Annotated in this window: 17 protein-coding genes and 1 tRNA gene; 7 read left to right on the forward strand and 11 right to left on the reverse strand. The window is 47.5% G+C overall.

Annotated elements, in window-relative coordinates; all coding sequences use genetic code 11:
• Position 1 precedes the first annotated feature (1 nt).
• From U0033_RS31240 to U0033_RS31260, 5 genes are all read right to left on the reverse strand, one after another.
• Positions 2-1,393, reverse strand: coding sequence for a DUF4960 domain-containing protein (locus U0033_RS31240; RefSeq protein WP_177318655.1), 1,392 nt, complete (start codon positions 1,391-1,393; stop codon positions 2-4).
• A 10-nt stretch (positions 1,394-1,403) separates the two neighbouring features.
• The gene (locus U0033_RS31245) at positions 1,404-3,098 is read right to left on the reverse strand and encodes a RagB/SusD family nutrient uptake outer membrane protein (RefSeq protein ID WP_072363259.1); all 1,695 of its coding nucleotides are present in this window, start codon (positions 3,096-3,098) and stop codon (positions 1,404-1,406) included.
• Between the two features lie 11 nt (positions 3,099-3,109).
• A complete protein-coding gene (locus tag U0033_RS31250; protein WP_072363258.1) occupies positions 3,110-6,205 on the reverse strand; it encodes a SusC/RagA family TonB-linked outer membrane protein in 3,096 nt (1,031 codons plus the stop codon).
• 23 nt (positions 6,206-6,228) lie between these two features.
• Positions 6,229-7,038 carry a carbohydrate kinase family protein gene (locus U0033_RS31255; RefSeq protein ID WP_326980856.1) on the reverse strand — a complete coding sequence of 270 codons (810 nt, stop codon included), beginning with the start codon at positions 7,036-7,038 and terminating at the stop codon, positions 6,229-6,231.
• A 118-nt stretch (positions 7,039-7,156) separates the two neighbouring features.
• Positions 7,157-8,497 carry a sugar porter family MFS transporter gene (locus U0033_RS31260; protein ID WP_072363256.1) on the reverse strand — a complete coding sequence of 447 codons (1,341 nt, stop codon included), beginning with the start codon at positions 8,495-8,497 and terminating at the stop codon, positions 7,157-7,159.
• Positions 8,498-8,826: 329 nt separating this feature from the next.
• Between U0033_RS31260 and U0033_RS31265 the strand changes: the two genes are divergently transcribed.
• Positions 8,827-11,580, forward strand: a complete 2,754-nt coding sequence (locus U0033_RS31265) for a hybrid sensor histidine kinase/response regulator transcription factor (RefSeq protein WP_072363255.1) — start codon at positions 8,827-8,829, stop codon at positions 11,578-11,580.
• A gap of 548 nt (positions 11,581-12,128) precedes the next feature.
• Here the strand turns inward: U0033_RS31265 and U0033_RS31270 are convergent.
• Positions 12,129-12,212 (reverse strand) — tRNA-Leu (locus tag U0033_RS31270).
• Between the two features lie 153 nt (positions 12,213-12,365).
• The gene (locus U0033_RS31275) at positions 12,366-13,178 is read right to left on the reverse strand and encodes a 2,3,4,5-tetrahydropyridine-2,6-dicarboxylate N-succinyltransferase (protein ID WP_072363254.1); all 813 of its coding nucleotides are present in this window, start codon (positions 13,176-13,178) and stop codon (positions 12,366-12,368) included.
• Positions 13,179-13,260: 82 nt separating this feature from the next.
• Here U0033_RS31275 and U0033_RS31280 point away from each other — a divergent pair, with 82 nt between their 5' ends.
• The 5 genes from U0033_RS31280 to miaA all read left to right on the forward strand — a co-directional run bounded on the left by U0033_RS31280 (position 13,261) and on the right by miaA (position 18,134).
• The gene (locus U0033_RS31280) at positions 13,261-14,397 is read left to right on the forward strand and encodes a glycosyltransferase family 4 protein (RefSeq protein WP_072363253.1); all 1,137 of its coding nucleotides are present in this window, start codon (positions 13,261-13,263) and stop codon (positions 14,395-14,397) included.
• A gap of 34 nt (positions 14,398-14,431) precedes the next feature.
• Entirely contained in the window at positions 14,432-15,007 is a 576-nt protein-coding gene (locus U0033_RS31285) for an L-threonylcarbamoyladenylate synthase (protein WP_072363252.1), read from the forward strand.
• 92 nt (positions 15,008-15,099) lie between these two features.
• A complete protein-coding gene (locus U0033_RS31290) occupies positions 15,100-16,533 on the forward strand; it encodes a CCA tRNA nucleotidyltransferase (RefSeq protein WP_072363251.1) in 1,434 nt (477 codons plus the stop codon).
• Between the two features lie 114 nt (positions 16,534-16,647).
• Complete coding sequence (locus tag U0033_RS31295; protein ID WP_072363250.1) at positions 16,648-17,226, forward strand: IS1096 element passenger TnpR family protein; 579 nt, start codon at positions 16,648-16,650, stop codon at positions 17,224-17,226.
• Between the two features lie 5 nt (positions 17,227-17,231).
• Positions 17,232-18,134 carry a tRNA (adenosine(37)-N6)-dimethylallyltransferase MiaA gene (miaA, locus tag U0033_RS31300; protein ID WP_072363249.1) on the forward strand — a complete coding sequence of 301 codons (903 nt, stop codon included), beginning with the start codon at positions 17,232-17,234 and terminating at the stop codon, positions 18,132-18,134.
• 10 nt (positions 18,135-18,144) lie between these two features.
• Here miaA and U0033_RS31305 read toward each other — a convergent pair whose 3' ends face one another.
• The 4 genes from U0033_RS31305 to U0033_RS31320 all read right to left on the reverse strand — a co-directional run bounded on the left by U0033_RS31305 (position 18,145) and on the right by U0033_RS31320 (position 24,942).
• Positions 18,145-20,307, reverse strand: coding sequence for a DUF3857 domain-containing protein (locus tag U0033_RS31305; RefSeq protein WP_072363248.1), 2,163 nt, complete (start codon positions 20,305-20,307; stop codon positions 18,145-18,147).
• Between the two features lie 15 nt (positions 20,308-20,322).
• Entirely contained in the window at positions 20,323-22,191 is a 1,869-nt protein-coding gene (locus U0033_RS31310) for a transglutaminase domain-containing protein (protein ID WP_072363247.1), read from the reverse strand.
• A 104-nt stretch (positions 22,192-22,295) separates the two neighbouring features.
• Entirely contained in the window at positions 22,296-23,876 is a 1,581-nt protein-coding gene (locus U0033_RS31315) for an OmpP1/FadL family transporter (protein ID WP_072363246.1), read from the reverse strand.
• Between the two features lie 94 nt (positions 23,877-23,970).
• The gene (locus U0033_RS31320) at positions 23,971-24,942 is read right to left on the reverse strand and encodes a hypothetical protein (protein WP_072363245.1); all 972 of its coding nucleotides are present in this window, start codon (positions 24,940-24,942) and stop codon (positions 23,971-23,973) included.
• A gap of 264 nt (positions 24,943-25,206) precedes the next feature.
• On the opposite strand from U0033_RS31320, the gene proS reads away from it, so the two are divergent.
• Positions 25,207-26,682: a proline--tRNA ligase gene (gene proS / locus U0033_RS31325; RefSeq protein ID WP_072363244.1), complete on the forward strand. Its 1,476-nt coding sequence runs from the start codon at positions 25,207-25,209 to the stop codon at positions 26,680-26,682.
• Positions 26,683-26,769: the final 87 nt, after the last annotated feature.

Raw genomic sequence — 26,769 nt, forward strand, 5'->3', positions numbered from 1 at the left:
GCTACTGTTTTTTCAGGTATTCAATAGCATTCTGCGTGAGCTTCTGCACATTAGATAAATAAGTGTTTGCCGGACTGGCCGCATTGGTAGTGGGATTGGGCTCTGCATACCAATCGTAGCTACCCGGCGTGATCACGATGGTGGCGCCATTGTGATCGCCTTTCGGGAACTCGGCAATGGTTACATTCTGATTGGTGTTGGCGCTGCCATCGGGACCGGCAAGGTCTATCCCGCCAGTTTGGGCACGCCACCCGGCTGCATCACCGTAACCGCCCCACTCGTCTACTTTCCACCAGCTCACGTGGTTAAGGCGGAAGGCCATCTTATCGAGAAGGTAAACTACCGGGTAGGCCTTATCAGCAGCCAGCGGCAAGCCGTTAAAAATGGGATGTGCGATATGATCGGCGCTGACGGAAATGCCCCAATTATTGGTACCATCCTGGCTTTGACCGCCAAGCGATCCGCCAAATACATTGTTTGGGCCTTTATAGGCCGGCACCACACCCAGTGCTTCTACCCAACGCGATGCAAACGTGGTGAGCAACAGGTTACCCCCCGCTGCGCGGAATGCTTTTATATTTGTAACCACTGCATTGTCGTAAGCTACGTCGGGCAGCGTCTGGGTCGCATCTTCATGCCACCAGATTACGGTGTAGCGGGATAGGGCCACCGTACCGGCTTTAACGGCATCGAAGGATAAGTATTCTGCTTTGGGATACGTAGCAAAAAACCAATTAACGGCTGCCAGTTCATCGGCGTTGGTAATGGCGTCTTTGCTGGCATAGTTGCCCAGGAAAGCCACCGGTTTATCGGCATTGGCATCGATGGCCGTTACGGTATAGTTCACCGAGGCCAGGGCCGTTTTTACGGTGAAGGTTACGGGGTTGGTAAAATCCACCGTGGCATCCGATGCAGGTGTGATGGTGGCGCCTGCGGCCAGTTGTATGTTTACCCCGATGTGCGTCATATCGCTGCCCGCGGGTACAATCACTTTAATGCTGCGGGTAGGCTCGTCAATCACGCCAGTATCACCTGCTGCCTTGAACTGTAAGATGGCCGGCGTTTCATGTGCGGTAACTGTGTAGTTCTTATAAATGTTGCCGTTGATCACCTGGTATTGTACCGGATTTTTCAGGTTCACCATTGCGCCGGATGCCGGTGTTACCAAGGCTCCCGCGGGTACCATAATCGTGGGCAAAACCTTTGTAAAGTCGGAGCCAAAGGGCAGGCTGATACTAATGGTAGCTTTGCTGCTATCGATGAGGCCTTTGGCCGTGTCTACCGAAAAGCCGGTGATATCTACTGCGGCCGAAAGGTTTAGTGATATACCGCGGTCGCCTTTGTTGCAGGCGAAACAAAATAATAGAAATGCAAATGCAAAGATCTTTTTCATGCGGAATGTTTTAGTAGCCACGGTTTTGTTGATACACGCCACGGGCGAAATTAATTTGGTTCTGCGGGATGGGCAGATATTCATTTTTATGCTTGCTGAAGTTGCCGTTGTTCAGGAATGAAAAACGTGTTCTTTCTACACTGAAATAAGTGTTCAGCGTTTCTGCGGCTATGCCCCAACGCACCAGGTCGAAAAAGCGCTGTGCCTCCTGGCCTAGTTCCAGCCTGCGTTCAAAGCGTAGGGCCTTGCGGGCGGTAACCTGTGTCCAGTCTACATTTACGCCTGGCTGGTAAGTGCCTGTGAAATATTTTGCCTGGTAATCGCCGGTGGCATTTTTAAGTTTGCCGGTACTTTGCGCAGCACGACTACGCACCTGGTTTATGAGTGGCAGCGCTTCGTCCTGTCGACCCAGCTCTATCAGCGCTTCTGCTTTCATGAGCAGTACTTCCGAAAAGCGCAGCAGTATTTTGTTTTTACTGTTTGGAAAGAAAGGCGGCGTTTGTACAAAACAATTACAGTCGGGCGATACGTTTTCTTTCATAGATGCATACACCCCGTATACACCGGGATTTCGGTTCCAGGTGGTTTTGTAAATGTGCGTCGTTTCATATTTCCAGTTGTGTTCCGGGATGCCCACCGTATGGTCCAGGCGCGGATCTATATTGTCGGTATTGAAGTCGAGGTTCTGGCTGTTGTAAGTATCGAGGTAAGGCAATCCATTAACATCGGTGCGGAATGCGTTCACGAAGTTCTGGCTGGGCTTGTGAAAGTCGCAGCAGCCCAGTCCCTGCGGCACGCTCAATGCATCGCCATAATTCAGGCGGCCATATAGTGTGCCATCGTCCTGTGAATACTGGATGGCAAACATCGACTCCGGCCCGTTCTCAAAACTGCCGGGCAGGAAGTTATTGGCATAATCGTTTTCCAGGTGAAATGCAGATCCGATGGCCTTGTCGGCTGCTGCCACCACTTCGTTGAGGTGAGTGGTATTTACTCCGGTTACATTGTACTGATCGTCCTGCGTATAGGCCTGGAACAATCTTGCTTTGGCCAGGAAACCATTGGCAGCGGCAGCACTGGGGCGACCCACCTGTGTTTGCGTGGCGGGTAAGTTGTCGGCTGCAAATTTGAAATCGCCGGCAATTTTTTCCCATAGGCTATCATTACTCAATGTACGGTTGGAAATGGTAGCATAACTATCCTGCGGTACCGTTTCGTCGATGTAGGGGATGTGGTAGAACAATTCCTTGAGCAGGAAATAATAATACCCACGCAGGAAACGCATTTCCCCTTGCCGGGCCGCCTTTTGCGGGTAAGCCGTGGCGTCGATCTTATTCAAATAACCGAGGGCGATATTGGCCCTGGAAATGCCGATGTAAATGCGGTACCATAAATTATCGAGCTGCCAGAAATCGGCGCGCATGTTACTGAAGGTTTCCATAAAATGAAACTCCTGGCCATCACCTTCGTCGCGGCCACCTTTATAAGCATCGTCAGACATTACATCGCCATACTGCCAGAGGCTGAACGACACGTTGATGTCGCCATTGCCCAGCGGAGAATAAGCGGCGATCACGAAGTTGTCGATGTTCTCCGGGTTGGCCACCTGGTCGGGGCTTAGCACGCCTTTAGGCGCTATCTCCAACTGTTTGTTACAACTACCTGCCACAATCAGCAACAGGCAAAGTGCATATATCTTTTTCATGAATCGTGGAATTAAAAGGAAATGTTTGCGCCGGCTGTGAACACCGTCGGATTCGGATAACCATAACTTGGGCTTTCAGGATCGAGCCCGGTGAAACTTTTGCTTTTCATTACGAGTAACAAATTGTCGCCTCCGAGGTACAGCCTCACCTTTTGAATATGCATGCGCTGCAAAGTAGTGGAGGGCAACGAAAAGCCCAGTTGTGCATTGCGGATCTTCAGGTAAGATCCTTTCTCCACGAAATAGGTGGAAAAACGCGATTCGAAATTATCGTCGGTGGTAGTGAGTGCGGGAATATTACTGTTAGGATTTTGCGGCGTCCAGGAATGCAACAGGCGTGATCCCTTATTGGAGCCGGTTTCGGCCACACTCCAGAAGTCGGTATTGTATTTCACATCATTGATCTCATCGAGGCCCTGTACACCCTGGATGAAGATGCTAAAATCGAAATTCTGGTATTGCAATGCGATGTTGAAACCATATGTAAAGTCCGGGTGCGGGCGACCTATCCACGTGCGGTCTTTGTTATCTATCACGCCGTCGCCGTTCAGGTCTTTGTAGCGGATGCGGCCCAGGCCTTTGCCTTGCTGCGTGGCAGAATTATCCACCTGCTTTTGTGTTTTGAACAGGCCGTCGGCCACATAACCATAGAACGAGTTCACCGGGCGGCCCAGGATATTATCGTTTAAGCCGTTGCCACCGTAGTTGTTCACTACCGATTCGGGCAGGTTGGTGATCTTGTTCTTATACCCGGAAATGTTGCCATTTAGCTGGTATTGCAATGCGCCCACACGGCCCTGGTGGGTCAGGGTAAACTCCCAGCCTTTGTTTTGCATGGAAGCACCATTCACGTACTGGCCACCGCCTTCGCCCAGTACAGCGAGGTAAGGCGGAAAAATGAGAATGTCGTTTGTATTCTTGACATAATACTCGGCACTACCGGTGATCTTCTGGTTAAACAAACCGAAGTCGAGCCCAATGTTGCTCATGGTGCTGGCTTCCCACTTCAGGTTTTCATTGCCGCGCTGCGTAATGCGGTAACCTGATGGCAACGTACCGGAATGGGCACCGGCAATATCGTATGCCGTACCTGAAGTAGGCCCGTTCAGCGGATTGCCTCCGGCGTAGTCGGTTACATATAGCGTATATGCAGCCACGTTACTTATTTCCTGGTTACCCGTTTGGCCCCAGCCGTAGCGAAGTTTCAGATCGCTCAGCACGCCGTTACTGCTTATTTGTTTGAAAAAGGCTTCCTCGAAAATGCGCCACCCCAGCGAGAAAGCGGGGAAGGTGCCATAACGGTGATTGGCGCCGAAACGTGATGAGCCATCGCGGCGGATGGTGGCTGAAGCCAGGTAGCGATTGTTGTAAGAATAGTTCACTTTACCGAAATACGACATGAGCGCATTTTCTGCAGCGCCGCCCCCATTGTCTTTCGTGCCGGTGCCTGCATCGAGATAAGTGTAGTTGGTATTTTCAATGGCAAAGCCTTCGCGACTCGCATAAAAACTCTGGTCTTTTTCTTTATGAAATTCAGTACCGATAACGGCGTTCACCAGGTGTTTACCGATGGTGGTATTGTAGTTTAAAGTATTCGCCCAATTGATCTTTGAATTGTTGGAGTAGTTCATTGTAAGCTTGTTCACATCGTTTACCAGGTAACCACTCTGATAGGTTTTCAGGAAATTGCTGAGCACATAGTTGCCGTAGTCCAAACCTACGCTTGTGCGCAGGTTCAGGCCTTTGATAATGGTGAGGTCTGCAAAGGCGTTACCGAAAATGCGGATGTAGCGATACTTATTCTGCTGGTTATCTTCCAGCAGGCGAACCGGGTTTTGCCGGTCGTTCATGCCGCCTACCGGGCCGCCCCATCCCGTACCATCGACCGTGTGTACGGGAATGATAGGGAGAGCCTGCAAAGAAAGGTTCAGCACACCGGGATCGGTTACTTCGGCGGTACGGTTGATCGTAAAATTTTCGCCCACCGTAAGGCGGTTGGCCAGCAATTTATACGTGGTGTTCATACGCGCGGAAATGCGGTTGAAACCAGTGGTTTTCATGATGCCTTTATTATCGAAATAACCGAGCGAAAACAGTGAGGTGCTGTGATCTGTGCCATTGCTAATGGACAGGTCGTACGATTGAATAACACCGGGCTGTGAGATTGCGTCGAACCAATCGGTGTTGGCCGTTTTCATGGTGCCCGCAGCATCGAGGTATTGGGGCAACAGTATTTTATCAAGCACGGGCGTGCCATTGGCATCTGCATGCCAGTTAAAGCGGTAGTCAATGTTGTTCACATTCGGATCGCGACCGGTGTTCACCGCGGCCTGCCAGTAAGCCTGGCCATAGCCGCCGGCATTGAGCAGTTTGGGTTTGGTAAGGTACGACTGCATGCCACGATAAGCATTGGCGCTTACCTGCATTTTGCCAACACGGCCTTGTTTGGTGGTGATGATGATCACTCCGTTTGCCGCGCGCGAGCCATAGATGCTGGCGGCGGAGGCATCTTTCAAGACCTGCATGGTTTCGATGTCGCTGGAATTGAGTTCCTGCATACCAGCTTTGGTGGGCACACCATCGATCACGAACAGCGGATCGTTATCATTGAGGGTACCGATACCGCGGATGCGAATAGTAGCGGGTGCACTGGGCGATCCGCTGGACGTGACCACGACGCCTGCTACCTGGCCTTCCAGGGCTTTGATCGGGTTGGCCACCGCCTGCTTTTTCAGGTCGGCCACACTTACCACCGATACTGCGCCGGTAAGGTCTGCCTTCTTTTGTGTTTGGTAACCCGTTACAACCACCTGGTTAAGGTCGTTCACGTTTTGCACCAGCGATACGCGCAAAGCTCTGCTGGCAGGTACGATCATTGTAAGTGGCTCCATGCCCATAAGGCGGAAAGTAATGCTGGCGCCAGTGGCAGCGTCGATGGTAAAGTGGCCCAGTGTGTCGGTAATAACGCCTTTGGCGCCCGATTGAACCACTACACCAGGTAGCGGTGCCTGGGTAGCCCGGGAAGTGACAGTGCCATTTACGGGCCGCTCTTGCGCAAACGCGCACGCAGACCAAAGCACTGCCAGTAGTGTAAAGATCTTTTTCATAACATCTGGAATTTTAGAACCGCTTACACGGATGCATTCAATACCGGCAAGCGATAAATAGCTGATAACTGATAATCGGAACAAGCGCCCTTTTGTGTAGTGACAAATGCGGCCAGCTGATTGGCGAAGGCCAGTGTATCGCGCAATGGCGCGCCTTCGGACATTTTCGCGATAATGCCCGCCAGGAAAGCATCTCCACTGCCTACGGTATCTGCTACCGGTACGGATATGCCCTCGCAGGTAACGTACTCCGCGCCATGGTTGAAGATAGCCCCGTCGCCGCCGCATGTTACAACGATCGTATCGATCTCAAATCTTTCTTTTAAAATTTTAATGCGGTCTATCTCGTTCGACAACGGTGAAAACCAACCGGTGATCAGTTCCAGTTCGGCCTTGTTCATCTTCACCATTGTAGCGGCGCTGAGTAGCGTCTCGATGATGTTGCGGTTGTAAAATGGCGGCCTTAAATTGATGTCCAACACTTTGTTGCGGGCAAACGGTAGTAGCTGGAAAAGCGTATCCCGCGTGGTTTTGCTGCGGGTGGACAGGGTGCCGAACACAAAATGACGGGCCTGCGCCACCAGTGCTTCGAGTTCAGCATTGCAGGCGATGTAATCCCAGGCTACGTCTTCTACGATGTTGTACACCACTTCGTGGCCTCCACGGATCTCGGCGGTTACAACGCTGGTGGGTTTCACCTCATCCATCTGGAAAAATTCCGTATTGATCTTCTTTGCCTCCAGCGTTTCTATCAGCTGTTTTCCCAGCTCGTCGAACCCGATGCGGGAAATCACCGCCGGCGTTTTTCCTAATTGTTGTAAATGGTAAGCCACGTTCATCGGTGCGCCTCCAGCTTGCCTCCCATTGGGCAAAAGATCCCACAATGTCTCCCCGAAGCAAACCACGGGGTAGCGGTTAGATGTATCCATCTCAAAAAATTTATGAAAATTGTTAATGTATTACCAGTGTTGCACCCAGTTGTTCCAGGGACTTGCCTTTGGTCTCCGGCATAAGTTTCCATACGAACAACAGCTGTAACACCATCATCACGGCAAAGAATAGAAAGGTGTTACCGCCGCCTGCTTTCTCAGCGAGGTAAGGAAAGGTAAAGGCGATGATCGCCGCCATGAACCAGTGCGTGGTGCTGCCCAGCGTCTGGCCCTTGGCGCGTACCGAGGTAGGAAAGATCTCCGAGATAAAAACCCAGATCACCGCACCCTGCGAAAACGCGAAGAAGGCAATATATATAAGAAGGTAAGCCGGTACGGCAAAATTGGCTATCGGGTGACTACCCTGCGTGTAAAACGAGAACGACACCAGGCCCAAAGTAACGATAAGCCCGAAAGAACCGATAATCATGAGGGTTCTGCGGCCAAAACGGTCGATGAAGTTCATAGCCAGCAAAGTGAAGCAGAAGTTGATAAAACCTAGTCCCACAGACGATAGCAGCGAAGACTTAGTACCGAGCCCCGTCATTTCAAAAATGCGTGGTGCATAATAAATAATGGCGTTGATGCCCGACACCTGGTTGAAAATGGCGAATAGCATGGCAAGCATCACCGGTGTTTTGTGAGGGGAGGAAAACAGCGGATCGTTCTGCGTTTGCTGTTTCACTTCGAGCGCACCCTGCTGGATGGCCGTTACAATCGTATCGGCAGTAGCGGGATTGATCAGCCGCAATATGCGCCGGGCCTCGTCCACATTACCTTTGCGCTGGATAAGCCAGCGTGGGCTTTCCGGTACGAAGCGCAGCAGCACCAGGAAAATGAAGGAAGGTACTGCCTGCACGCCCAGCATGAGGCGCCATGGCTCGTTGCCTATCTGGCCAATGAGATAGTTGGATAAATAGGAAATAAGGATACCCAATACGATGTTGAACTGGAAGAGCGCCACGAGGCGGCCCCGCCGTTCGGCCGGTGCGATCTCGGAAATATAAATGGGCGCCGTTACCGATGATGCTCCTACGCCCAGTCCGCCGGCAAAGCGGAAGAACAAGAACAAATACCAGTTGGTAGACAGGGCGCTGCCCAGCGAAGATACCAGGTACAGTGCGGCGATAATGTAGAGCGTGTTCTTGCGTCCCAGTTTATCAGAAGGCATGGCGCCCAAGAGCGAACCGATAACCGTGCCGATGAGGGCAATTGAAATGGTAAACCCATGTTCAAACGCGTTAAGCGCCCAGTATTTTTGAATTAACTTTTCTGCGCCGGAGATAACAGCGGTATCAAAACCAAAGAGAAAACCGCCCAAAGCAATAACGACCGACCAGCTAAAAACGTGATTTTTGTTCATGTGGAATGTGATGTGGAATTTTTATAGAGCAATGATAGTGAGCTGCCGAGGAAAACCTTTGCAAAATGAGGTGAAATGCTTTTGAATCCAGTATGAATATCTAATAAATTAATTATCAATAGATTGAATTAATGTATCGTCATCATAAACCCGGCCCGTTTTCGAAAATGACACATCGGTTTCTAAAATTAGAACATTCGGCCCGGGCCTTGCCTGGAGACCGGGCGTGGCAACAGGTGGATTTTAAAAAATAAACCACCGTTTTATAAATGCCTTATCTTAAGGGCTGCTAATTTTGTCATGGTCTTTAATGCCGTTACACACTTGTTATGAAGTTGCTATGTAATTTCCTCCTTGCCGCATGTAGTATTATATTATTGGGTGGTTGTGTTGCGCAAAAGCAAGAAAGAAAATTCCGTATCGGTTTTTCTCAATGCACCGGCACCGACAACTGGCGGCGGATGATGCTGTCCGGCATTCGCCGCGAACTGGCTTTTCATCCGGGTACGGAACTGCTATACAAAGATGCCAACGACAATAACCAGTTACAGATACAGCAGGTGCGCGAACTGCTGACGCAAAACATAGACCTGCTCATGGTATCGCCAAATGAGGCGCAGCCGCTTACGCAGGTGGTGGAAGAAGCCTTTACCAAAGGTATTCCCGTGATTGTGATAGACCGGAAAACGGCTTCGCAGTTCTATACCAGTTTTGTAGGCGCCGATAACTTCGGGATTGGTAAAATGGCCGGGGAATATGTGGGCCGCACTCTACATGGAAAGGGCAAAGTGATAGAAGTGATAGGCCGCCCTGGTTCCACGCCGGCCATTGCCCGGCAGCAGGGTTTTGCAGCAGGCCTGGCACAGTACCCGGGCATTACCATGCTGGCCCAGGTATATGGCAACTGGCTGAAAGATGATGCCAGCAAACAATTGCTCACCATTAAAGAAAAGTTGCCCGGCGCAGACCTGGTATTTGCCCACAACGACCTGATGGCCATGGGGGCACACGAGGTCTACGAAAAACTGGGCATTGGCAAAAAAGTAACGTTCATCGGTGTAGATGGGCTGCCGGGCCCTGGAGGTGGCATGCAGTTCGTGAGCGACCAGCTGCTCGATGCGACCCTACTTTACCCTACCGGCGGCGAAGAAGCGGTGCAAACGGCGTTTAAGATCTTGAACGGTGAACCATTCAATAAAGAAAATATCCTGCAAACGCTGATTATCGACTCCAGCAACGTACACCCGTTACAGCTACAGGCAGATAAGATCAATGAGCAGCAGCGCGATATCGAAAAACAACAGGGCTTACTGGAAGCGCAACAGGCCACTTATAAAAGCCAGACGACCCTGCTTTACATTACCGTAACGGCTTTCGTACTGGTGCTGGTGCTTGGCACCGTAGCGTTCTTTGCGTGGCGGAACAACATCCGGATAAACCAGCGCTTGTCGGCTAGCCGGAACGAAATAATGGTGCAGCAGGAGCAACTGATCGCTATGACGGCTACCGCCAAGGAAGCCACCGATGCAAAGTTCAATTTCTTCACCAATATCTCCCACGAGCTCAGAACCCCGCTTACGCTTATCCTCGGGCCACTGGAAGATGCGCTCACCTCTCCCCGTCTCCATTTTACCCTGAAGAACGATTTGGAGCTGATGCAGAAGAACGCCTTCCGTTTACTGCGCCTCGTAAACCAGCTCATGGACTTTCGCAAGATCGAACATAGCAGCATGAAACTGAAGGCATCGGAAAACGACCTCGTGGCGTTTGTAACCGACATTACGCATGCCTTCCGGGAGATTGCAAAGAAGAAAAACATTAAGCTGGACGTACATTACCGGTTAAATGAATTGCCGCTTTGGTTCGATACTAATATGCTGGATAAAGTGTTGTTCAACTTACTGTCGAACGCATTTAAATTCACCAAAGAGAACGGCTTCGTAACAGTAGGCATCGGAAAAGACGGGCAGCAGGCGGTGATCCGCATCGAGGATACCGGTGTGGGTATGACGCAGGAAGCCCTTGCGCATGCCTTCGACCTGTTTTATCAGGAGCAGGGAGCAGCCTTCAAAGGCACGGGCCTGGGGCTGGCGCTATCGAGGGAACTGATTGCTTTGCACCACGGCCGCATTACCGTTCAAAGTGAAAAGTGGAAGGGTACAACATTCGAGATCACGCTGCCGCTTGGCAATGCCCACCTTTCGGCAGCAGAAATGGTGAACACGGCCAATCCCGCCACTACTATGCGGGAAGACATTCATCTGTATGTAGCCGACAACACCCTAACGCCATCGGAGCCACCAGTAAATACCGGTGCTGCCCGGGAATCCTCCATCCTGGTCATCGAAGACAGCGACGATCTGCGTAACTTTTTAAAATACCGGTTGTCAGCCCACTTCGACGTATACGAGGCGGCCAATGGCAATGGGGGAATCAGCATGGCGTACGAGATCGTGCCCGACCTGATCATCTGCGACATTGCGCTGCCAGGCAACGATGGGCTGCAGGTGACCGAAACGCTGAAAGCTGATATCCGCTCTTCGCATATTCCTATTATTATTCTCACGGCTAATTCGGGCATTGACAAACAGATCGCCAGCCTTCAACTGCGGGCTGATGCTTTTATTGCCAAACCGTTCAACTTTCAGCATCTTGAAGAAACTATCAAATCGTTGCTTGATAACCGGAAGTTGTTGCGGGAGCATTACACAGCGGAAGTTCCGGCAGAAGCCAAAGCCGGCGCACCGAAGAAGATCGACCGCAAATTTGTGAATGAGTTTACCGCGATTGTGGAAAAGAATATTGCTAATGAGAATTTTTCTGTGGAAGATATCTGCCGGGAAACCCAGATCTCCCGGGTGCAATTGAGTAGAAAGATCAAGGCCTTGCTGGGGGTGAATGTGAATGATTATATCCTGAATGCACGCCTGCAGAAGGCGAAGTATTTGCTGACGAATGAGGATCTGACGATTGCACAGGTAGCGTATAGGGTGGGGTTTTCGTCGCAGGCTTATTTTGCTACGGTGTTTAAGTCCCGGCTTGGAAGCACTCCTTCGGAGTATAAGGAGAAGGGGAAGGGATGAAGGGCCAGCCGGTTTGAGATCGAATTTGCCAGTCATGTCACAAATGATTTTGGTTGTTACTGTAAATAAACATTAAACACTTTCAAGTCATTGATCTGATGGCGTTTCCTCTATGATACCTGCGTGTATGACCGGCCTTTTGGTATAGTCCTTATTTTTGTGTGTATGATATCTTGCAAACAGATGTGCGCTGAGAGCAATAAATCTCATTAAATAGGGAAGTTCATCACTAAAATATCAGGCAACTAAAGAAATGTTGCAAATTGAGGAATCGAACTTATACGATCATTTGCATTTTTATGTCTGCGGCCCAACATGATACGATCATCGAGTTTTATCGCGGAAAATCAAACAACAGCGCGGAATTGCTTTTCAGGATTGAAATTATGCGGCCGCGGGTAATGTATCTGATGTATTTAGAGGATCATCTCTTTCCCCCAAGAATTTGACTTGATCCGTTTTCAACTTGATCCGTTAAAATCAGTGATTTATTGACAAGCATAAATTAAAAATGGCCCTGTAAATCAATTGATTACAGAGCCATTTTGTGCCCAGAACTGGATTCGAACCAGCACACCCTTGCGAGCGCTGCGACCTGAACACAGTGCGTCTACCAATTTCGCCATCTGGGCAACTGATTCCGTGTTAAGGGATTGCAAAGGTAAGCACTTTTCCCACTATTCCAAATTTTAAAAGAAAAAAAATCACTCCTACCGTAAATGCCTACACAAAAAGAAAGGCCGGCCTGTAGTAGGGCCAGCCTTTCTTGTAATAAGTATTCCAGCCTATACAGCCACATTAAACTCTCTCAGCGTATCATTCAAACTAGTCTTCAAATCCGTAGACGCCTTACGTTGACCAATGATCAGCGCACAAGGCACCTGGTATTCACCAGCAGGGAACTTCTTCGTATAAGTTCCAGGAATCACTACACTACGTGCCGGTACACGACCCTTGTACTCAATAGGCTCAGGACCACTTACATCAATGATCTTCGTAGATTTAGTCAATACCACGTTCGCTCCCAGTACGGCCTCCTTCTCTACTATCACACCTTCTACCACAATACAACGGCTACCCACGAAACAACCATCTTCAATGATCACCGGACTAGCCTGCAGTGGCTCCAATACACCACCAATACCAACACCACCACTCAGGTGCACATTCTTACCTATCTGTGCGCATGAACCCACCGTCGCCCATGTATCCACCATAGTACATTCGTCTACATACGCACCAATGTTTACATAAGAAGGCATCAGGATCGCACCTCTGCCAATAAATGCACCATATCGTGCAATCGCATGAGGTACTACACGTACACCCAGGTCTTTATAGTTGGATTTCAGCTTCATTTTGTCATAGAACTCAAACGGCGCGAGATCTATGGTTTCCATTGGTTGGATGGTGAAGTACATCAGGATAGCCTGCTTTACCCATTCATTGACTTTCCAGCCTTCTCCTGTGGGCTCTGCTACCCTGAGCTTTCCTTTATCTACAGCTTCAATAACAGCTTTGACAGCATCGCTGTATGTAGATTCCTGTAGCAGGCTGCGGTTTCCCCAGGCAGCCTGGATGAGTTCTTGTAGCTCCATTGTGTATCGAAATTTTTCACAAACATAGTAAAAGAGGGGGGAATTTTTTATTTCTTACCTTTAACCCCCTTTAAACCACTCTATGAACATTGCCTTCGATGCCAAACGGGCTTTCCAGAACAACACAGGTCTCGGTAATTATAGCCGGACCCTGATCAGTTCTCTGGCTACCTACTACCCGGAGCACCACTACTACCTATACGCACCTAAACTAACGGATATGTACAATCCTGCTGCTTTCAGCAATATGACCACCATATTGCCCCAAAAGCCGCTACATCGCCTGCTGAAAGGCCTGTGGCGAAGCAAATTTGTAGTGAGTGAACTGGCTCAGCAAGGCATCAGCATCTACCATGGTTTAAGCCATGAAATACCTTTCGGCATTCATAAAAGCGGCGTGAAAAGTGTAGTCACTATGCATGACCTGATCTTTGAACGGAATCCGGAACAATATAACCCCATTGATGTGCAAACCTATCGCAAAAAGGCAAAGTATGCCTGTCAATATGCAGATAAAGTCATTGCTATCAGTGAGCAAACCAAACAAGACCTGATTACGTATTATAACACACCGGCGGACAAAATTGCAGTAGCTTACCAAAGTTGTGATGAGTCTTTTGCTGTGCAACACAGTGATGCGGAGATTGCGCAGATGCTGGGTAAATATAACTTTCCAAAGGAGTATTTTCTTTATGTCGGATCATTGATTGAACGTAAGAATCTTATCGGCATCCTGCAGGCAATGGTATTGCTGAAAGGCAAAGTGGATATTCCACTGCTTGTCCTGGGCGGAGGTAGCAGTTATAAAAAGAAAGTGATGGATTTTATTGCTGCCAATGGTTTGCAAAAGCAGGTAATCCTGGTGAATGATACCGTGAAATTTGCTTACAATGACCTGCCACTTTTATACCAGGGTGCAAAGGCTTTGATCTATCCATCCTTCTTTGAAGGATTCGGTATTCCAATCCTGGAAGCCTTGTGGAGTCATACACCAGTTATCACCTCTACCGGATCCTGTTTTGGTGAAACTGCCGGAGATGCAGCCCTCTATATCGATCCTGCAAGTGCAGAGGCGATTGCAAAGGCAATGGAGGAAGTGGTGAATAATCCCGCGCTGATAGAAGCACTAAAAAAGAAAGGAATTATCCAGGCACAAAAGTTTACCAGGGATAAATGTGCTGCTGAAGTCATGAAGGTGTACCAGAGCCTGAATCAATAAGACAAACATAATAAGCCGCGAAAACGACAATTTAATGACGACTGATTTCGAAAATGATGTAACAGCTGCTCTTGCCGCCCTTAGAACCGGAGGACTCATCTTATACCCCACAGATACCATCTGGGGTATAGGCTGCGATGCCACCAATGAAGAAGCCGTTAAAAAAGTCTTTGCCCTTAAACAACGCCCTGAAAAGAAAAGCCTGGTCATCCTCCTGGCAGATGTAAAAGATCTGCTTAAATATGTCGCACATCCCGATCCGGCAATTGCTGATCTGATCGCCAGCTTCGACAGACCAACGACCGTTATATATGAAGGTGCCCTCGAACTGGCCCCCAGTGTGATTAATGAGGACGGCACAGTTGCTATCAGGCTTGTGCAGGACCCTTTCTGCCGCCACCTGGTAAAACGTCTCCGTAAACCATTGGTATCCACTTCTGCCAACCTGAGCGGCCAGCCTTCCCCTGCATTTTACGCAGATATTGACCCTGCTGTAAAAAATGGAGTAGATTACGTTGTATCCTACCGCCAGGATGATAATACCCCCAGGCAGCCTTCACGGATTGTTAAGTTGCTGAAAGACGGTACTTTACAGATCATCAGGGAGTAGCACTCATTTTTGGTCAGACTCCTCCTCACCCCCTCACCATTACCCCATGGACTATCAACTAAAAAAAGCTACTTTTGCCGTTTTATTTGAATATGATCAGCAGAAAGCCTATTGACATACCCTGTACCTTACAGGAACGTAAAGTGTTGGAGCAGATAGCTTTAGCCGCCCATGAGCTGGGCGTGCCCTGCTATCTGATCGGTGGCTTCGTGCGCGATAAACTGCTGAACCGCCGTACCAAAGACATGGATGTGGTGTGCGTAGGAGATGGCATCACCCTGGCACACAAAGTGGCTACTTACTTCGAAAATTCCAAAGTAAGCTTCTTTAAAACCTATGGCACCGCCCAGGTAAAATGGAACGAATTCGAAATCGAATTTGTCGGTGCACGAAAAGAAAGTTACAGACACGAGTCCCGTAACCCGGATGTAGAACCGGGTACCCTCCAGGACGACCAGCTACGCAGAGATTTTACCATCAATGCCCTGGCTATCAGCCTGAATGAAGAAGATTATGGCAGCCTGGTCGACCCCTTTAACGGCCTCGCGGATATGGATGCTAAAATCATCCGTACACCCCTGGCCCCTGCCCAGACTTTCAGCGATGACCCACTTCGTATGATGCGGGCCATCCGCTTTGCCTCCCAATTGCAGTTCACCATTGCCGACGATACCTTCCAGGCTATCAATGAGCAGGCAGAACGCATTAAAATCATCTCGCAGGAGCGTATTACAGACGAACTGAATAAAATCATGTTGTCCACAGTACCTTCCGTTGGTCTGAACCTCCTGTACAAAAGCGGTATCCTGAAGATCATCTTCCCGCAACTCGTGGATCTGGCCGGCGTACAAACCGTAGATGGCAAGCGACATAAAGAGAACTTTTCGCATACCTTGCAGGTAGTCGACAATATCTCCAGGAATACCAAAGACCTTTGGTTACGCTGGGCAGCACTGCTGCACGATATCGGCAAACCCGCCACCAAAAGATACGAACAGGGCCATGGATGGACCTTTCACGGACACGAAATGGTAGGTGCCAAAATGGTACCCCGCATTTTCTCAAGATTGAAACTGCCTACCCATGAACCCTTGCGCTTTGTCAAAAAACTGGTTGAACTGCACCAGCGGCCTATCAGTCTGACAAAAGAAAACATCACTGATTCTGCCATACGCCGGCTGCTCTTCGAAGCCGGAGAAGATGTGGAAGCCCTGATGATGCTCTGTGAGGCGGACATCACCTCTAAGAACCAATCCAAGGTGCGCAGGTATCTAGATGATTATGAGATGGTAAGACAACGTATGAAGGAAATTGAGGAAAATGATCGCCTGCGTAACTGGCAGCCACCCGTTACAGGAGAGATGATCATGGAAACCTTTAACCTGACTCCCTGCAAAACCGTTGGAGACCTGAAAAGTGCTATCCGTGAAGCCATCCTGGATGGGGTTATCCCCAACACCTTCGATGCCGCTTATGCCTTCCTCCTGGAAAAAGCAAAAGAGATGGATTTGACACCAGTTAAATAAAAATGTTAATTTAGTAAAGTGGTGGTGTTTCTGGTTTTTAAGGTTTGATGTTTGATATAACACTAAAACCCGGAAACGGACACACCCAATTATTCAATAAAATCCTTTATTGTCATGCCTGTTTTGAAATTTAGAGTTTATTGGGAAGAAGATGAAAGTGTGTACAGGGATATTTCCATTAAACCAGACCAGACATTTTTACAATTCCACCAGGTTATTTTACAGTCATTCGAATTTGACAATAAACATAAAGCGACTTTTTTCCGTAGCAACGATAACTGGCAACGGGGAAGAGAGATCATTCTCGAAAAAGACAATGTAGCCCGCAAGGCAGAACCATTACTGATGGAAGATACTGTGATTGGGGTAGCTGTGAAAACACCTAATCAGAAGTTTATTTACCTGTACGATTTTGCTAAAAACTGGACATTCCTGGTAGAACTGATCGGCGTCTCCAAAGATGAGAACTCAAGAGTAACCTATCCGCTCTGCGTAAGAAAAGAAGGCCTGGCGCCAAGCCAGTACGGTACCAAAGGACTGGTAGGTGATAAGCTCGTAGAGATGGAAGAAAAATATGACCTGAATAAGGAAGGCATGAGTGAAGACGGATTTGGCGAAGAAGGAGAGGAGGATGATAACAGTGAAAGCGAAGATGAAGGAATGGAGGATGGTGCCAATGAAGACATGTATTAATATACATGAGCGATAAGAAGGTTATAGTAATAGCAGGTCCTACAGCTGCCGGTAAAACCGCGATGGCTGTACAGGTGGCGCAATATTTCAATACCGCGGTAATTTCGGCAGATTCCAGGCAGTGCTACCAGGAAATCAGTATCGGTACAGCTAAGCCCGGCCCTGCTGAATTAGCGGCTGTACCCCATTATTTTATCAATTCTCACAGCATTCGCGAAGAAGTGAATGCTGGCATCTTTGAGAGATTAGCATTACAATATGCGGAGGAAGTATGGAGGAACAATGATGTGGTCGTATTATGCGGCGGCACGGGGCTCTATATAAAAGCCTTTTGCGAAGGGATTGACGATGTTCCGGCAGCGCCAGCTGCTGTCAGACAGCAGATTATTTCCCAATACGAACAGCACGGATTACCCTGGTTGCAGGATGCACTCAAAACCAGGGACCCACAGTTTTATGCAGTAGGTGAGATCCAGAATCCCCAGCGGCTGATGAGAGCCCTGGAAGTGTTCGAAACTACCGGAAAATCAATTCTGGAGTTCAGAACCGGGAACAAAACTAACCGTGATTTTGAAATTATCAAGACAGGGATTGAGTTAGAAAAACCTCAGCTTCATGCAAATATCGAAACCAGGGTGCGGCAAATGATGCAGGATGGCCTTGTAGACGAAGTGAAATCAGTGGAGGCATTCAGATCGCATAATGCTTTGCAAACTGTAGGTTATACGGAGATCTTCGATTACCTCGACGGTAAGACAACCCTAAAAGAAGCCGAAGAACTGGTCGTCATTCATACCCGGCAATATGCCAAAAGACAAATGACCTGGTTTAAAAAAGACAAAGAAATCCAATGGTATAATAAAGGTGAAGGCCTGTTAGAAGATATGAAAAAAAAGGTTGGGCGTTAAGCCCAACCTTTTATATTTTCTTCAGCAACACCTTCTGCTTCGTAAAATCAGCCGCTGCATCCATAAACGCCATCATCTGATCCCAGGTAGCTACCGCCTCATGCGGGTGATTATAGCTCTTCGAAATCTTCAATACCAGCTTATTCCCCTCCATCTTCGTACTGCTCACAAACTGTCCGGCAGCATTGATCACTGACTTATTCAAACTCTCCGCACCTTCCAGCATATAGCCCTCCGGAATATTCACCCACAACTCATAAGACATCGTCCGCGGAAATGCCATATTCACATCATACGTACGCTTTCTCTCTTCCTGCGTCAGTTCTATCTGCCCCGTGATCAGTTTTCCAATATCCAGCATATAATTATTCCCTGCCTTCTTCACAAACCCATCCATCGTAAATGACTGATGCATGGTAAACGGCTTATTCTGTTTTTCCAGGCCCTGCTCTGCTATCTTATAATATGTCACATCCGTAGGCTTCACACTATAATCCGTAGCAATATTATCCTTCACCGTTTCATCCATATCCTTACGCGCCTTCGCAAATGCTGCAGTGTATTCGGACAAACGTTTCCGGTCTGCACTCAGATCATCTTCAAACGTCGTTTTGGTACTTACCGTCTTCCGCTCTTCGGACAACATATCTTCATACAGTAGCATGTCTACATACTGATATCGATACTGCCCCTTGGCCATAATCATCCTGTCTATTTTCAGCTGTTGCAGGTTATCCGCATTAAAAGTAATATTCAGCTTCTCAGCTTCCTGGTTCTGCGTGGCCGTGCTCATTGGCAGTATGATCTTCTTAAAACTGGCCTCTTTCTCACTCTTACTCCCCGTCACACTCACCGTATACGCTTCCTGACCTTCCAGGGAAGTCGGCAACTCATCGGGATAACTAAACATAGAACTGATATAACAAATTACCTTTTGATCATCCGGTTTAGCGATGATGAAGTACTCCAGGTCATCCAGTGACACCGCATCCTGCAGGGTGCCTATATGGCGTGGTACTGCCGCCGCCAGGTCTGTTTCAATATCATACTTTAACAGTAACTGACGAAATGCATTGGCCACAAAATGCAGCCGCGGTGTATACATTTTCCTGTTCTGTCCTACTTCTATATCAGCACCCAGACCAGGCGTCTCACGATACAGCGATGCATAGCGAATGTAATAATACGCCAGGTCCGTGATCTCCTGCTTCGTCATATCTTTTTTGTCATGCTCCTTTTTGTAATTGTCCAATACTTTCCCAAACTCTTTCAGAATCCCCGGCATCGCTGCATACTGAGGACCCACACTGATAATCTGGTAAGTCAGGTATTGTTGAATATCCTTTTCATTCACGCCATTTACAATGTCTCTCGCACCATTATAAGTGAGCCGCAATGTAGGCAGACTGCGGTTGGGATACAACCAACGTTCATCTGTAATTTTCGGAACATCTTTTTTATGAATAGCAAATACGTAATCCTCATCTTCTTTTGAACGCTTTAATGCCGTTGAATCATCATTGAGGTATCTCCATGATACACCCATTTTTTTAAAGATCCTGATGTCCAGCGAAAAGTCCAGCATAGGATATTTCTCACCAATGCTGTAATCCAGCGGATCCGGGTTTGTAAACCAGTTGGCCGCATCTTTATTGATCCGAACATAGTAGTCAATGATATCTCCTACCTGTAGATCAGCAATGGCGATCTTCTGCTTTTTATCATTCTTTTCATCTTTCACACTCACCGCATCATTCATGTCAATGTCTCGCTGCTGGCCACTGGGCTTGATCACCCGGATCCCCATAAAGGATACTAATTTGTAACCCCGTGCCCAGCTGCTGCTCTTCAGTTTCTGGATATTGAATTCGGAATACTCTTCCAGCGCTGCCTTATCCTGGATCTTGACACGCTCATGCAGAGTCATGGTAATATGATCTTTGCGACGGCTGTGATCTGCATCCAGAGAGAATTTCAAGGCGAGGATCACTGCCGATTCATTCTGGTATTTTTCGGGAACTGTAGTCTGTGCAAAGGCAGGATCTTTCACATCCTGTATTTCTTTTTTTACCTGGTCAGCTTCTTCCTGATAGGCTCTTTCCTGTTTTGACTGTGCCTGTGCATACAGGCCTGTGGTGAATAGCAGGGCCGTAATGACGATGCTTTTATACATAGGTGGTTCGGATTTTTACTGTTGGGTAAGGGTTATTTGTTCCAGGTATTTTTTTGATAATGCAGCTACTGCCTTATTCCAGTCTCCGAAAGCAGTCTTTTGCAAATAGGTGTTATTTATCTGCAATTGCTTACGGTAATTGATTTTATTGCCGGTAGCTTTATAGCTAATGTCAAACATGAAATTAGGTGTAGAGATGTGCAGGTCCTCAGGCAGGGATGTAATTTTATATCCTGCCGGAATGGCCAGTTCGGTCTCCGTGATGTAATTATTTTTGCAGTCGAGACGAATATCCGTTTTACGTTTTACTGTATCTACTACTGCGTTGTTGTACTCTTTGTTGTAGTCGATATCGATGTACATATCTTTCCCAAAAGCAGAAATTGCATCGGGATAGAGCAGATCAAAACTTACTTCCAGGTCTCCATCCCGCTGATCAAGCTGGGTCGTTTTAATATTGGAAATTTTATAGTGACTATTCTTGTTCGTGATGTAAGATTCGAGTGCGGTCTGTAGCCTGTCTTTTTTCGTTAGGTTTATGTTGTACAGCAGGTCAGACTTGCTTTCTCCATTGTATTTATACTGGATCTTCCCGGTCATATTATTACCCTCGATAGCCAGCGATTCTTTGAAGATACGGGCATTCTGTGCTGCAGTGGTAGCCGGGATGCTTTCTAAGAGTACGTCCTCTCCATTTTCGATCATGACCTGCCTGCCGGCAATGCGTTCTGCATATATGCCCGGCTGCATATATTTTTCAGTGGCATCGAGGAACCACCATTTATTATTGTATTTCACGGCACAGATCATGTGGTTATCTGCGTTCAACGAAGGAATGCTGTGATCGTACATAATGTGGTTCGTGCCTATCCAGCAAAGTCTTGCATCCAGGCCACAGGCCAGCAGCAGTTCTTTGGTCAGGTTCGCCATACCCTTGCAATCTCCGTATTTCTTGCGCATTACTTCGTGGGCTTCGTCCGGACGAAACCCTGCCAGACCGTCTTCAAAGGCAATGTAGCGGATGTTTTCCTCTACCCAGTAAAAGACCGCCTTGAGCTGATCAAATTTATCCGGAATGCCACTTGTAATTTCCCTGGCCCTGGCTCCCAAAACAGCGGTATCCGGGTGTAACTGAGTCGCCAGGTTACGGCACCATTTATAAAGATCATTGGTAGTATTGAAATAGACTGTCTTTTCACCTTTGTAATCGGAGCTTTTGCTGCGGATCAGCAGGTGAGGATAGAGCCAGCTGGGGCCAGGGCTCATCGCGCTCTTCTTCATAGCCGGCATGTTAACGGCGGTATAAGTATAGATATCCGCATCCCGGTCCTTGTCGTAAGTCTTTTCCTTCCTGATTTTTTGATTCTCAAAATGAAATTCGTGGATGTCGATGTCCATCCAGCGGGGTACAATGAGTGTGATCGTCTTTTGTTTGGAAGGGTAGTAGTCGGTAAGATAAACAGTAGTCAGGTAGCGGGGGTCATGAATGGCCTTTTCGATTTTTACTTCATTGTGTGCCCCCTGCTTATAGAAGGGGAGGTTGAAGTAACAGATCTTTTGGTCAGAGAAGAAGTATTCGTCTATGTTCAGGTAGTCGTATTTAGGTGCAAGCTCCTTGTTTTTCCGGCCGTCTGTATAGATCGTGAGATCTGTTATTTCCTCCTGGTTATTGTATGGTTCGGAGAAAGGGATGGTAGCCCGGAAGCTGTTACAGACAAAATCTTTCTGAATAAGCTGTTTGACAGAGACCTGCTTTTGTTTGTATTGAAATTCGAAGGTTTCAGAAGAGGAGGCCAGTTCAATATTGTCAGGGTCATCCTGTGATTTCGCATAAATGGATTGAAACAGCAATAACAATAGAACGGTATAGCAACGGGTATTCATGTGTATAAGGAAAATAAGTATAGGGCTAAAAGTAGCCCTTTTGGGTGAAAACAAAAAGCGCTTCTGCTATTAACAGAAGCGCTTTCCCAAATTTATAAGAAGATTTAGAATTTCCAGCCGAAAGTAGCTAATCCTGTATAAGTATGCTTATCAATCTGAGCCGCTGTTGGATTAACATAATTCATGTTATTAGGAAGAATGGTATATGGCTGTAGATAGTAGGTAGATGTACCATACACAAATGCAAGGTCCATATAGAAACCATTGTTACGATAACCGATGCCACCTGAGTAGTAAGAACGTGAAGCATCCAGGCTGCTTACTTTGTAAGGGCTGCCATAGTAGGAATAACCCAGACGGAGTGCAATTGTATGCAGTTTCAACTCACCACCTACACGGAAATTAGAGGCTGCCTGGTAGGTATTCTTAATACTACCATTCAGGTCCTTTTCAGTAACGCGGTCAAACCCATCATTGTTTTTCATCCGGAAGTGCATGGAAGCATAATCTACATATTCATAATCGAAAGAGATGAACCCTGTAGGCTTACGTGTATCAGCTGATGGAGCAAACAGGTAAGTCGCACTCAGGATACCTTTCCATGGCGTACGGACGGTGTATTTTGACTCATCGTCCAGACCATCATAACGGCTATCACGGGAAGAGAAGGAATAGACACCCATGCTCTTTGTAGAGGTTGTCATATCATCAGAATACTCATCTGTGAGCCAGAGCCAGGATGGTGAATGTACGGTTGCACCAAGGCTTAAGGAACGAACAGGTCTGTAAATAACGCCCAGTTTCGCATTCAGACCGGTACCGTATGTTCTCAGCATTTCTTTAGTCGTGAAGTAGTTCAGATCAGTAGCTACTGTATTGGTATTTGTTTCAGTCCAGGTCATATCTCTTCTGTACTGGATGTTTGGAACACCTATACCACCACCAATGTAGAACTTATCGTTGTAGTTAGCGCCAAAGGTACCAGCAAATTCAGTATTACCTCCTCTTTCAAAAGAGGTGCTTTCCTGGCGAACTCTCACACTGTTGTCCGTTGCTTCAGCAGCGGAGTAGAAAGTACCTGCAAAAGACTGATCTGGATTTTTAACCGGATTGATCAGGTATGTCTGGTAAGCAAGTGCGGAGGAATGTGCCAGGATGGTTTTGTCCGGATTACCGCCCAATTGTGCATTCGGATCGGTGATGCCTGCTGCATCTGCCGCCAGGTAATAGTTTAAAGACAGGGAAGAATTGCTGATTTCGCCGGTATAGTAAGTACGTTGATTAAAGTTGTATGTACGGTTTACGCCGATACCACCGCTGAAGTTCTGCCATTTGCTGCCTGGTTTCTTTCTTTTGCCACCCCAGATGATGGTTGCATTAGAGATATTCAGGTTTGTTCTGGAATCACTGGCGGATTCTTTCTGGTATAATCCGGTGGTTGATATAGAAGGAACACCAACGGTAAAGGAGAAGTCACTTGTTCTGAAAAAACCTACGGTAGCAGGGTTAACATACATAGAGGAAGCTTCCCCGCCCAATGCGCCCTGGGCTCCACCTACAGACTGTGCACGGGCAGATCCTGAGGGGGCGCCACTGCTGAACCGTAAAGCGTCCTCGATATGTTGTGCTTGAACTGAGATACAGGCTCCTGTCATAGCAATGGCTATCACCATTCTTTTCATCATATGGTAGAATTAAATAAGGGTTAAAAAATACCCCGGCCTATTTGACCAGGGTAGATTTTTAAGAATATCAATGATCAAATCATTTATAGTAAAATTAGTTACGGCCTCTGCCACCGCCTGCGCGGGTACCACCGCCGCCTCCGCCACCGAAGGAACCACCACCACCGCCGCTTGAACGGCTAGGGGTATAAGATGGAGCTGGTGAATAAGAGCGCTGTGGCTGATAGCTAGGCTGAGACTGTTGTGGTGGTGAATAAGTTCTCGCAGGAGTATAACCGCGGGAACCACCGCCATTGTCTACTGTAGTACGTTCTCCGGAGGAAGGGGAGTAGGTGCGTCTTGGCTGGTAAGCGTTATCGCTGTTTCTACCACCGTTAGATACACGGCCACCACTGTTACCGGAATTGTCTACCACTCTGCTTGGACGGAAGTCCGTACTTCTGGTACGACCACCACTTGGAGTGGTACCTACCATACGACCACCAGGTGTGCCGGTATTAAATGCTGTATTACGTGTTGAACGTCTATAGCCTGGGTAGTAACCGCCACCGTGGCCATAATAACCACCACCGTAGTAGCCACCATAATATGGATAACCGTAACCATAGTAAGGATAGTAGAACGGATCATAGAAACCACCATAATATGGATAACCATAGCCGAAGCCAAGACTGAATGAAGAACCATAGTAAGGATAGCCATACCCAAAGCCTAAGCTAAAGGAACTACGGTATCCATAGCCATAGTATGGATTGGCATACATACTGGAATAAACACCAGGTGTGCCATAATAATCATAAAAACCACCGGAATAGTTGCTGTTAAACAGATTTAAGCGGCGTGCATAATCCCCCTGGTCATCGTCGTAATTAACGTATGTACCCCCATCTTCACTATCGGTATATGAAACATTATCATCCCGGTTATTATTATCTGAAGAAGCATATGTGGGTTTAACTCTCGGAGAATAATAAACATCATCCGGTGTTTGTGTGGTTTTATATGCTGACGAACAGCTACTTAATATCATTAGCGTCAGTACAGCAAGGTAAGGAGCTGATTTCATTGTCGGAATTTTTAGCCTGAATTACACTATAAATTTACACTATTTTAACGTTCAAATGTCGGTAAACGTTACAAGATTAATCAACCGCTCATAATATTTTACCAAACTATTTGCACGTTTCTGATTTTCATGTAGGTTTGTGACATTTTACCTTTTGGTAATATATTTAGTGCAAATATTAAGCCAAAATATTAAATTAATATAATGTTTTGGACAAGTATGCCTAATGTGTTGTAATTCAGTAAAATAATCGACATTTATAAAATGAGTAAAGAGATCACGGCTCGTTCCGAAGACTATTCACAATGGTATAATGATTTGATTCTGAAGGGCGGTTTAGCCGATTATTCTGCCGTAAGAGGATGCATGGTCATCAAGCCTTATGGTTTTGCGCTCTGGGAAGGTATGCGCGATGTATTGGATAAGAAGTTCAAAGATACAGGACATCAGAACGCCTACTTCCCCTTATTCATCCCTAAAAGCTTCCTGAGTAAGGAAGAAGATCACGTAGAGGGTTTTGCAAAGGAATGCGCGGTGGTAACCCACCACAGGCTCATGAAAAATCCTGATGGCCCCGGTGTGGTAGTAGACCCCGCTGCAAAGCTGGAAGAGGAACTGATCGTTCGCCCAACCTCCGAAACAATTATCTGGAATACATATAAAGACTGGATCAAGTCTTACAGAGACCTGCCATTGCTCATCAACCAGTGGGCAAACGTTGTACGCTGGGAGATGCGTACCCGTTTATTCCTGCGTACTGCAGAATTCCTGTGGCAGGAAGGGCATACAGCCCATGCAACTGCTGAAGAAGCAATTGCAGAAACCGTACAGATGCTGGATATATATGCTGACTTTGCAGAAAACTACATGGCACTGCCGGTAGTAAGAGGGGTGAAATCTCCTGCTGAACGTTTTGCCGGTGCCCTGGATACCTATTGTATCGAAGCACTGATGCAGGATGGTAAGGCATTGCAGGCAGGCACTTCTCACTTCCTTGGCCAGAATTTTGCTAAGGTTTTTGACGTAACTTTCACCAACAAGGAAAATAAACTGGAACATGTATGGGCCACTTCATGGGGTGTATCTACCCGCCTGATCGGTGCCCTGGTCATGGCGCACAGTGATGACGATGGTCTGGTCCTGCCTCCGCGCATTGCTCCGTTACAGGTAGTAATCGTACCCATATATAAAGGTGCAGAGCAAAAAGAAAGGATCGATGCGAAAGTGAATGAAATCATGAACGATCTGAAAGCACAGGGGATCCGCGTGAAATACGACGATGCTGATAACAACCGTCCGGGCTGGAAATTTGCTGAGTACGAAATGAAGGGCGTGCCTGTACGTATTGCAATCGGTGCAAGAGACCTGGAAAATAATGTAGCTGAAGTAGCCCGCCGCGATTCAAAAGAGAAATCCAGCCAGTCACTGGATGGCCTTGGCGCATATATCGGCACATTGCTGGAAGATATCCAAACGCAGATGTACAATAAGGCGAAAGCCTACCGTGATGAACACATCACACCTGCCAATACGATGGATGAGTTTGAAAAATTGCTGGACGATAAAGGTGGTTTCATCTCCGCACATTGGGATGGTACTACTGAAACAGAAGAAAAGATCAAAGAGCGTACAAAGGCGACCATCCGTTGTATTCCTTTGAACAATCCTCAGGAAGCCGGTACCTGCATCCTGACTGGTAAACCTTCTACACAGCGTGTATTATTCGCGAGAGCTTATTAATCGATGAGTTGATAAGGCCGGATTTCTGCCTGTTAACTCCTCTGCTCAGAGATATTCCGGGAACAGGGCTGATCCTTTAGATCAGTC

The sequence above is a fragment of the Chitinophaga sancti genome (genome assembly GCF_034424315.1).
GTDB lineage: Bacteria > Bacteroidota > Bacteroidia > Chitinophagales > Chitinophagaceae > Chitinophaga > Chitinophaga sancti.